At 74.8% G+C, this 9759-nt stretch carries 9 protein-coding genes and 1 pseudogene; 7 read left to right on the forward strand and 3 right to left on the reverse strand.

The genetic code is table 11. The features are described from left to right. Positions 1 to 38 precede the first annotated feature (38 nt). The 3 genes from AB0J72_RS22595 to AB0J72_RS22605 are packed head-to-tail and all read left to right on the forward strand — an operon-like array spanning position 39 to position 2546. A complete protein-coding gene (locus AB0J72_RS22595; RefSeq protein ID WP_363401665.1) occupies positions 39 to 1118 on the forward strand; it encodes a helix-turn-helix domain-containing protein in 1080 nt (359 codons plus the stop codon). Positions 1119 to 1161: 43 nt separating this feature from the next. Beyond that, positions 1162 to 1890, forward strand: a complete 729-nt coding sequence (locus AB0J72_RS22600; protein ID WP_363401667.1) for a MerR family transcriptional regulator — start codon at positions 1162 to 1164, stop codon at positions 1888 to 1890. Continuing rightward, positions 1890 to 2546 carry a hypothetical protein gene (locus AB0J72_RS22605; protein WP_363401669.1) on the forward strand — a complete coding sequence of 219 codons (657 nt, stop codon included), beginning with the start codon at positions 1890 to 1892 and terminating at the stop codon, positions 2544 to 2546. Before AB0J72_RS22600 ends, AB0J72_RS22605 begins: the two co-directional genes overlap by 1 nt. A 13-nt stretch (positions 2547 to 2559) precedes the next feature. Here the strand turns inward: AB0J72_RS22605 and AB0J72_RS22610 are convergent, their stop codons facing one another. The 3 genes from AB0J72_RS22610 to AB0J72_RS22620 all read right to left on the reverse strand — a co-directional run bounded on the left by AB0J72_RS22610 (position 2560) and on the right by AB0J72_RS22620 (position 4553). Further along, positions 2560 to 3825: a family 16 glycosylhydrolase gene (locus AB0J72_RS22610; RefSeq protein WP_363401671.1), complete on the reverse strand. Its 1266-nt coding sequence runs from the start codon at positions 3823 to 3825 to the stop codon at positions 2560 to 2562. A gap of 102 nt (positions 3826 to 3927) precedes the next feature. Then, positions 3928 to 4164, reverse strand: a complete 237-nt coding sequence (locus AB0J72_RS22615; RefSeq protein ID WP_344504506.1) for a helix-turn-helix transcriptional regulator — start codon at positions 4162 to 4164, stop codon at positions 3928 to 3930. Then, the gene (locus AB0J72_RS22620; RefSeq protein ID WP_363401673.1) at positions 4164 to 4553 is read right to left on the reverse strand and encodes a DUF2975 domain-containing protein; all 390 of its coding nucleotides are present in this window, start codon (positions 4551 to 4553) and stop codon (positions 4164 to 4166) included. Before AB0J72_RS22620 ends, AB0J72_RS22615 begins: the two co-directional genes overlap by 1 nt. Positions 4554 to 4665: 112 nt before the next feature. Between AB0J72_RS22620 and AB0J72_RS22625 the strand changes: the two genes are divergently transcribed. From AB0J72_RS22625 to AB0J72_RS22640, 4 genes and pseudogenes are all read left to right on the forward strand, one after another. Beyond that, a complete protein-coding gene (locus AB0J72_RS22625) occupies positions 4666 to 5478 on the forward strand; it encodes an SAM-dependent methyltransferase (RefSeq protein WP_363401675.1) in 813 nt (270 codons plus the stop codon). A 168-nt stretch (positions 5479 to 5646) separates the two neighbouring features. After that, positions 5647 to 6306 carry a superoxide dismutase gene (locus AB0J72_RS22630; protein WP_363401677.1) on the forward strand — a complete coding sequence of 220 codons (660 nt, stop codon included), beginning with the start codon at positions 5647 to 5649 and terminating at the stop codon, positions 6304 to 6306. Beyond that, complete coding sequence (locus tag AB0J72_RS22635; RefSeq protein WP_363401679.1) at positions 6303 to 9359, forward strand: phosphatidylglycerol lysyltransferase domain-containing protein; 3057 nt, start codon at positions 6303 to 6305, stop codon at positions 9357 to 9359. Before AB0J72_RS22630 ends, AB0J72_RS22635 begins: the two co-directional genes overlap by 4 nt. Further along, a pseudogene (locus AB0J72_RS22640) lies at positions 9356 to 9759 on the forward strand (hypothetical protein); the annotation flags it as partial. The gene AB0J72_RS22635 and the pseudogene AB0J72_RS22640, both read left to right, overlap by 4 nt.

A 9759-nucleotide genomic window follows, 5' to 3' on the forward strand; every position in this document is an offset into this window, starting at 1 on the left:
TGGATTGTGCGCGGGCCACAACGGCGGGGGGCGGGACGGTGTCGCTGGGGCCGCTGCTGCGGGACATGGCCGGGGACCCCGGCATCGTCGAGGAGCTCGTCGCCGCGGCCCGGGCGTGCTCGGCGGAGGTGGCGCGGCTCCCCGAGGAGGAGAACCGGCGGCACATCGCGGTGCTGTTCATGGCCGGGCTCGCCGCGTTCGAGCGGCTCACCGACCCCAGCGCCGACGACTTCGCGGAGGCGACCCGGCTCGGCGCGGACCGGGCGGCGCAGGGCGTGCCGCTCAGCGCGCTGCTCAGCGCCGTGCAGGCCGGCCGCACCCGGGCGTTCGAGATCGCGGTGGTGCGCGGCCGGGCCGCCGGCATCCGCGACGAGGTCCTCCTCACCGCGGCGCTGGAGTTCGACCGGTACGCCGGCGCCCTCGAACGCCACGTCATCGACGGCTACCGCACCGCCGAGCTCGAGCTGCGCCGCGACGGGCACGACGAGCGCGCCGCGCTGCTGCGCCGGCTCCTGGCCGGCGAGCCCGCCGAGAGCGCGGACCTCGCCCGCTTCCGCCTGCACCGGGCCGGCCGCTACCACTGCCTCGTGGCGTCCTGCGCGATCGACCAGCGCGGCGGGCTCTTCGGGTCCGTCGACGGGCGGCCGTCCGGGCTGACGCCGCGGCGGCCCGCCGACGCCGAGGTCGGTCCGGGGACCCTGGTCGTGGTGTCCCCCGCCGTGCCGCTCGCCGAGGCCGCCGCCGCGTACGCGCTGTGCCTCGACGCGCTGCCGACCGCCGTCCGGGACGGGCGGCGCGGGGTGCACGACGTCACCGGGCTCGCCGCCGGGACCGCGCTGGCCATGCAGCCCCGGCTGGCGGCGATGCTCAGCGACACCCTGCTCGGCGGGCTGCGGCAGGACGACGAGTTCCACCGGGAGCTGGCCGGCACCGCCCTGGCGTACCTCGATCACGGGCAGCGGCTGGACCAGGCGGCGGCGGCGCTGCACGTGCACCCCAACACCGTGCGGTACCGGCTGCGCAGGCTCCAGGAGGTCACCGGGCTGCCGCCCGTGGAGGGGGTCCTCGACACCGTGCGCGTCTGGTGGGCGCTGCGCACCTGGCTGGACGGCGCCTGACCGGGCTTGACCTTGCCGCAGCGTCAACGTTTCTACTTGGGGCATGCGGATCGGCGAGCTCGCCGCGCTGGTCGGGGTGTCCACCCGTACCGTGCGGCACTACCACCACCTGGGCCTGCTGCCCGAGCCCGAGCGGCTCGTCAACGGCTACCGCGAGTACCGGCTGCGCGACGCCGTCGCCCTCGCCCGCGTGCGGCGCCTCGCCGAGCTCGGCCTGTCCCTCGACGAGATCCGCGACGTGCTCGCCGACGATCAGGGCCGCGAGCTGCGGGAGGTGCTGCGGGAGCTGGACGACGACCTGGCCCGGCAGCAGGCCGCCATCGCCGCCCGCCGGGAGCGCCTCGCGGCCCTGCTGGCCTCCCCCGACCTCGGCCCCGACTCGACCGTGTCGCCGGAGATGGCCGCGGTGCTGCGGGACCTGCCGGCCGGCGCGTCGGCGTTCGGCGCCCTCGACCGCGAGCTGCTGGCGATGATCGACACGAACGCCGGCTCGGACCTCGCCGACCTCCTGCGCCCCCTGACCTCACCGGAGGCGCAGGCCCGGGGCGCGTCCCTCTACGCGAGGATGGACGAGCTGGCGGCCGCCGATGTCGCCGACCCGAGGGTCGGCGCGCTCGCCGAGGAGTTCGCCGACTACCTGCCGCCGCGGATGGCGGCCGCGATGACCGGCGCCGGGCCCGGCCACTGGATGGACACCATCACCGCGGAGATGTCCGCCGCGCAGGCCGAGGTGTTCCGCCGGCTGTTGGACCTGCTGCGGGAGCGTGCCTGATGCGCGCCGCGTACGAACGCCTCGTGCCGCTGCGGCTGCGGCGGATCATCGGCTTCGACGCCAAGGGTGCGGTGAGCCTGGCGCTGTGGCTGACCGGCCGCCGGCACGGCGTGCCCGCCGGCGCCGTGCCCGTGCCGTACTTCGGCGCCCAGGCCCCGGCGCTGCTGGTCTTCCTCGGCGCGATGGTGGTCGAATTCTTCGTCGTCGAGGTCGTCCTGCGCTCCCTCGGCGCGCCCTTCGCCGTCCGCGCGGTCCTGCTCGCGCTCGACGGGTACTCGATCATGCTGGCGCTGGCGGTCATCGCCGCCTACGTGACCCGGCCGCACGTCGTCTCCGCGACCGAGGTCCGCATCCGGTCCGGCGCGTTCTTCGACCTGCGCGTCCCCCGCGAGCAGATCGTCTCGGTGCGCCGGATCCGCGGGTACAACGAGAAAGGCTCCGTCCGCGTCGCCGGCGGCACCCTCACCGTGGCGGTGTCGTCCCAGGCCAACCTGCAGCTGGAGCTGACCGGCCCGGTCACGGCCGTCCGCCCGCTGGGCGCGACCTGCGAGGTCCGGACGGTCCGCTGCTTCGCCGACGACCCGGACGCCGCGCTCGCCGCCTTCGCGGCGCTCGGACCCGGGCAGGCCGCCCGGCCCGGGGACCGGGCGGCCTGAGGTCGGGCGGGCGTTACGCGAAGGTCCACCGCTGGTTGGCGCTGGCGGCGCAGTCCCAGATCTGCAGCGGGGTGCCGTTGGCCGAGGAGACGTCCTTGGCGTCGAGGCACTTGCCGAGGGCGCGGACCGTGCCGTCGGCGTTCGCGGTCCACTTCTGGGCGGCGGTGCCGTTGCAGTCCCACAGCTGGACCTTGGTGCCGTTGGCGGAGCTGGCCGCGTTGACGTCCAGGCACTTGCCGAGGGCGCGGATCGTGCCGTCACCGGGGCGGGACCACTTCTGCGCGCCGGTGCCGTTGCAGTCCCAGAGCTGGACCTGCGTGCCGTTGGCGGTGTTGGCCGCGTTGACGTCGACGCACTTGCCGCCGATGCCCGTGATGCGGTTGCCGGTGGCGGGCGGCGGGGTCGTGGTGCCGCCGCCGGTGGTGTACGCGTAGACCCGCACGTAGTCGACCGTCATCGTCTGCGGGAAGGTGGTGCCGCCGTCGGGCGAGCCGGGCCAGTTGCCGCCGACGGCGACGTTGAGCAGCATGAAGAACGGGTGGTCGTAGACCCACTTGTTGCCGCGGGTGTCGGCCGGGGTCTGGCGGAAGTACTGGGCCCCGTCGAGGTACCAGGTGACCGAGTCGGGCGCCCAGTCGACGGAGAAGGTGTGGAAGTCGTCGGCGAGCGCGCGGCCGCCGGACAGCACGGTGGAGCCGGTGAGCGGGTTGCCGCCGGAGTAGCCGGGGCCGTGCAGCGTGCCGTGGACGGTGCCGGGCTCCTTGCCGACGTTCTCCATGATGTCGATCTCGCCGCTGTTGGGCCACGGGTTGGTGCCGATGTCGTCGCCCAGCATCCAGAACGCCGGCCACAGGCCCTGGCCGCGCGGGATCTTGATGCGCGCCTCGAAGCGGCCGTACTTCTGCGTGAACTTGCCCGCGGTCAGCAGCCGGGAGGAGGTGTACGTGCAGCGCCCGTACCAGCAGCTGTAGTTGCCGGGGTTCTCCTTGCGGGCGGTGATGACGAGGTGGCCGGCGCCGTCGAGCGCCGAGTTGGCCGCGCCGTCGGTGTAGTACTGCAGCTCGCTGTTGCCGAAGCCGCCGCCGCCGACGTCGTGCTTCCACTTCGACGCGTCCGGCGCGGTGCCCGACGGGCCGTTGAACTCGTCCGACCACGTGAGGTTGCCGATGCCGGCGGACGCCTCGGGTGTGTCGTGCAGGGTGGTGGCGACCAGACCGGCGACGGCGAGCGCGAGGGCGGTCGCGATCACCGTCAGCCGGCGCCGGGTGGAGGTGCGCACAGATGCTCCCGAAAGGTCTGGGGACTGATCACCGACCACGCTATGGAGAGAGCGCTCTCAGGGTCAATCTCCGCACCTCAAGGGCACCGTTCGGTTTCCTTATCATTCGCTTTGTTCACTGATCTGCACGGTGAACAGGTCACCCGGCTGGCACGACAGGACCTCGCAGAGTGCGGTCAGCGTGGTGAATCGGATCGCCTTCGCGTGCCCGTTCTTCAGCACCGACAGGTTCGCGAGCGTGATGCCCACCTTCGTCGCGAGGTCGGTCAGCGTCATGCCCCGCTCGGCGAGCAGCCGGTCGATGTGCACCTCGACCCGGTGGTCGTCGGCCGGTGGCATCAGATGACCTCCGCCAGCTCGGCCTGCAGCGCCCGCCCGCGCTGGATGATCTCGGCGAGCGCGAGGAACCCGGCGCCGCACAGGCACCATACGAGCGGCACGTCGGCGCCCGTGCTGGGCGGCTCGGCCACCACCGTCGCCGACAGCTGGAACCCGGCGAGCAGCTCGATCTCGAACGCCGCGAGGCTGCCCAGGAGCACGACCCAGCCGACCGCCCTGAGCCGCCGGACGTTCGCGGCGGCGAACGGGTCGCCGCGCCGGGCGGCGCGGCGCACGAGCAGCAGCATCACGAGGGCCACCAGGGCGCACACGCCGAGCGCCACGAACAGCAGCGTCTGCAGCTCCCCGAGATGGTCCGGGCGGCGGAGCTTCGCCAGCAACCGCTTCATCGGCACACCTCCCGCTTATCGTTTTTCGATATACCGATAATCGATAAGAGCGAGAACTGTGTCAAGCCCGCTACGATTCCGCCTTATTGACTGCCGTCAGGAGGCTCCCGCCGTGCACCCCGACCAGCCACAGCCCGACCCGCGCCTCGACGCCGGCGTCGTGTCGCCCGCTCGCCGGTGGAACTACTGGCTCGGCGGCAAGGACCACTTCCAGATCGACCGGGACTCCGGCGACCGGATCGCCGGCGCGTACCCCGCGATCCGCACCGCCGCGCAGGAGGGCCGCGCGTTCCACAACCGCACGATCCGCTTCCTCGCCCGCGAGGCCGGGATCCGGCAGTTCCTGGACATCGGCACCGGCCTGCCCGCGCCGCACAACACGCACGAGGTCGCGCAGGCGATCGCGCCGGAGACCCGGGTCGTCTACGTCGACAACGACCCGATGGTGCTCGCCCACGCCCGCGCGCTGCTGATCGGCTCCGAGGAGGGCGTCACCAACTACGTCGACGCGGACCTCAACGAACCGGCCGCGATCCTCGGCGCGCCCGAGCTGGCCGCGACGCTCGACCTCGGCGAGCCGGTGGGGATCCTGCTGTACGCGGTGCTGCACTTCATCCGCGACGACGAGCACGCGCGGAAGGTCGTGACGGAGCTGCTCGCGGCCGTCCCGGCGGGCAGCTACCTCGTCGCGACGAACTCCACGAAGGACTTCGTCGAGCCGCCCGTCGCCGCCATGTACGACCAGCTCCTCGCGCGGGGCCTGGTGGATGCCTGGCCGCGGGACCGGGACACGTTCGCGCGGTTCTTCGACGGGCTGCGGCTGGTCGAGCCGGGCATCGTGCCGATCAGCGAGTGGCGCCCCGACGCCCCCGGGCACCCGACGCCCGCCGAGGTCTCCATGTACGGCGCGATGGCCGTCAAGTAGTCCCTCTCATCCGCTCGGTCACGCGGGCGCATCGGGCATCGTGACCGCCACCGACCGGCGAGGTGGCGGTCTGCCCGTGGAGGCCCGCCTCCCGGCAAATACTGACTCATGGGGTGAAACGGACGCAGTTGGCCTCTCCGCCGTCCCCGCCCGGACGACGCTGAGGCCATGCACAGCGTCACCAAGATTCTGCCGTTCGTGTGCGTCGCCCTCGCGGGCGGGTGCACCAGCTCCGCCGGCGGCGCCGCACCGGCCCCGTCGCCGCGGGTGTCGTCGGCGACCGGCACGTTCGCCCCCTACACACCGGGCGCGACCGCCATCACGTACGACCCGGCGCTCGTCCCGGACGGGGCGGTCGCCACCCTCAGCATCACCGAGACGTCGTCGGACAGCCGGGTCTGGTTCACCGTCGCCGGGCTGCTGCCGAACCGCACCTACGGCGTCCACCTGCACACGAACCCGTGCGGCGCGACACCCGACGCCGCCGGGCCGCACTACCAGCACCGGCACCCGCCGGCCTCGAAGCCCAACGCGCCGTCCCCGCCCGGGCCCGTGTCGCCGCCGCAGACGGCGTCGCCGGCGGTGACGCCGCCGGAGACCGCGGCCGCCCCGATGAAGGCCGACCCCTCGTACGCGAACCCGCAGAACGAGGTGTGGCTCGACGTGACGACCCGCGCCGACGGCCGGGGGTCGGCGGTCGCCACCCACCCGTGGACGTTCGACCCGGCGCCGAGGTCCCTGGTCATCCACGCGACGGCGACGAAGACCGCTGACGGTCAGGCCGGCGACGCCGGGCCCCGGGTCGCCTGCCTGACCCTGCCGGCGTGACCGCCGCCGAGCCCGACGCCGACTCTCGCGCTGACGACGAGCCGCCTGATCAGAGGTCCGGCGACGAGCCGGCCGGCGCGGAGCTGGTCGAGGCGGCAGAGGACGCGGCGGCCGACGATGCGGTGCCGGACCTGATCACGGTGCCGCTGCCGCCGGGGGCGAAGGCGCTCGTCTGCGGGGACCTGCACCTCGCCCCGCACCCGACCGACGCGTCCGCGCAGATCGAACGCGACCTCGCGGACCGTCTCGACGGATGGGGCGACGGCCCGGGCGCGGTCGTGCTCAACGGCGATGTGATCGAGCTGTGGGGCGAGCCCGGCGGCACCGTCGAGGCCGCCCTGGACGCGCACCCGCGGTTGACCGGGGCGCTGCGGGCGTTCGCGGCGGCGCCCGGCCGGCAGGTGATCGTGGTCGTCGGCAACCACGACGCGGCGATCGCCTGGGACGGCGTGTCCGCGAAGACGTTCGCCCGGCAGGCCGGCGCCCGCTGCGCCCTGGCCGTGGAGCTGGACGTCGAGACGCCCGCCGGGCGCAAGGTCGTCCGGGTCGAGCACGGCCACGCCTACGACCCCGCCAACGCGCTGCGCGACCCGCGCAACCCGCTCGACTCGCCCCTCGGGCAGCACATCGTGCAGGAGGTGCTGCCCGAGGTCCGCCACACCCCGCTGCTCGCGGACCTCACCGCGATCGCCGACCCCAACGCCATCGGGCAGTACGTCGCGTCGCGGCTCGTGTACCGCAGGCTCGGCCCGCGCGCCTGGTGGCTGCTGCTGCCGCTGCTCGCGGCGGTGCTGCTGCGCGTACCGGAGCTGCTGACGCGCTCCAGCGTGCTGGGGCGGCTGCCCAGATGGACGGCCCTGGCCGGCGCGGGACTGATCGCGCAGGCGGCGCTGCTGGTGCTGCTCGCCGTCCTGACGTCCCGGGTCCTCTACACGGCGATGGCGGGCAGCCGGCTCGGTCCCCGCGGCATGCACCTCAACGGCACGCCGCGGGCGGTCGCGGCGTCGCTGTGCGCCGACGGGCTCGCCGGGCTCGTCACCGGCCACACCCACCAGCCGGAGCTGGCCGCGGTCCCCGGCGGGTTCTACGCCAACAGCGGCTGCGGCGTGCGGTGCGTCGAGGCCCGGCCGGCCCGGTGGTTCCTGCCGCCGGTGTTCGCCCCGGTCCTGCGCCGCTCCTGGGTCGAGGTGACCGCCGGTCGCGACATCCAGGTCGACCTGGTCGTCGGCGAGTCCGACGGCGGCGGGCAGGCCCGCCTCGAGCGGCTCGCCGCCCGCCGCCGGCCCGCCACCGGCGTGCCTCCGGGCACGCCGAGGGTCGTGGCGAGCCTGCCGGGCGCGGCGGGCTGGCCGCTGCACCACACCGGGCTCGACCGGCGGGTCAGGGACGAGCGGACCCGGCGCGTGGCCGCGTGGGCGGTCGCCGCCGTCGCGGTGCTGAGCCTGGCGTCGGCGCTGACGACACCCCTGCGGGGACGTCTCGCGGCCCTCCTGGAGCGGCTGCCGGTGGAGGTACCGCAGGCGGCGGCGGCAACGGTCGTCTTCTCCGGCACCGCCCTGCTGCTGCTCGCCTGGGGCCTGCGGCGCGGGCGGCGGCTCGCCTGGACGGCCACCGTGCTGCTGCTCGCGGCGACCGCGGTCCTGCACGTGGTGAAGGGCATCGACGTCGAGGAGGCGGCCCTCGCCGCGGTGGTCGCCGGGTGGCTGCTGTGGCACCGCAGCGCGTTCCCAGCCCGGCCCGGGACCCGGCAGGTCCGGCACGCCACGGTGGCGCTGCTCGCCGGCGGGCTGCTCGTCGGGGCGGTGTCGGCGGCGCTGGTCCTCGCCGCCGGTGAGCGGGGCCGCGCCGGGCCCGGGAACGACGCCGGGCTGACCGCCCGCGCCGTCGCCGACCGGCTCGTCGGCGACCGGGTCGTGCCGCTGCCGGCGGCCGTGCCGCTGCTGGCGCCCGCCCTGTACGCGGCCGGGCTCAGCCTGCTCCTGCTGGTGGGGTGGCTGCTCGTACAACCCCGGCTGCAGCGCCCGCCGAGCGTCGCCGAGCACCGGGCGGACCTGGAGCGGGCCCGCCGGATCGTGGCCGAGCACGGCGGCGACACGCTCGCCTACTTCGCGCTGCGCGACGACAAGTCGTGGTTCTTCACCGGCGACTGCGTCGTCGCCTACGCGGTCCGCGACGGCGTGTGCCTCGTCTCCCCGGACCCGATCGGGCCGCCCGAGCAGTGGACGGCGGCGTGGGCGGAGTTCACGGCGTTCGCCGACGGGCACGGCTGGCCGGTGAGCGTCGTCGGCGCCGCCGAGGGCTGGCTGCCGGTCTACCGCTGCGCCGGCCTGCGCCCCGTCTACCTGGGCGACGAGGCGATCGTCGACTGCGGCACGTTCACCCTCGACGGGCGGGCGATGAAGGGGCTGCGCGGCGCATACAACCGGGTCCGCCGGGCCGGCTTCACCGTCCGCTTCCACGACCCCGCCGAGCTCCCCGACGACCTGCGCGAGGAGCTGCGGGCGCTGATGACGCAGAGCCGCCGCGGCGACGTCGAGCGCGGCTTCTCGATGACGCTGTCGCGGCTGTTCGACCCGCGGGACACCGGGCTGCTCCTCGCCGTCGCCTACGGCCCCGACGGCCGCGCCGCCGGCTTCTGCCACTGGATCCCGGCCGCCGACATCGCCGGCTGGTCCCTGGACGTGATGCGCCGCGGCACCGACCCCGACCTGCCCAACGGCCTCACCGACTTCATCATCGTCGAGACCATCGAGCGGCTCCGCGCGCTGGGCTCGTGGGGCCTCGGCCTCAACTTCGCCGTCATGCGCCAGGTGCTGGCCGGCGAGCGCGGCGAGGGGCACCTCAGCGACCTGCAGCGCCGCCTGTTGCACCGGTTCTCCGGCAGCATGCAGATCGAGTCGCTGTGGCACTTCAACGACAAGTACCAGCCGCTGTGGCGCCCCCGGTACCTGCTGCTCAGCGGCACCGAGCTGGCCGCGCAGGGCGTCGCGGTCGTCGACGCGGAAGGCGTCTCCGAGCTGCCCGTGATCGGCCGTCTGCTCAACCGCTCATGAGCCTGCTCATGGCGCTCGCCGCGGCCTTCGGCTACGGCGTCTCGTCGGTGCTGCAGGCCTCCGGCGCCCGGCGCTCCCCGGGCATGCTGCAGACCCTGCGCGCCCCGGCCTACCTGACCGGCATCTGCCTGGACCTCGTCTCCTGGCTGCTGTCCCTCGCCGCGTTGCGGGTGCTGCCGGTGTACCAGGTGCAGGCGGTCCTCGCCGGCTCGCTCGCCGTCACGGTCGTCGCGGCCCGGGTCATGCTCAAGGCCCGCCTCCGGGGGCGGGACGTGGCGGCGGTCGCGGTCACCGTCGTGGCCCTGGCCGCCCTCGCGGCCGCGGCCGGCCCGCAGGCCCCGGCGGTGCCCCCCACCCCCCCCCCGCACGCCCGGGCCCGGGCCACCGGCCCCGGCGCCCA

Origin of the sequence: Dactylosporangium sp. NPDC049742, assembly GCF_040674675.1 — a bacterium.
Taxonomy (GTDB): Bacteria; Actinomycetota; Actinomycetes; order Mycobacteriales; family Micromonosporaceae; genus Dactylosporangium; species Dactylosporangium maewongense.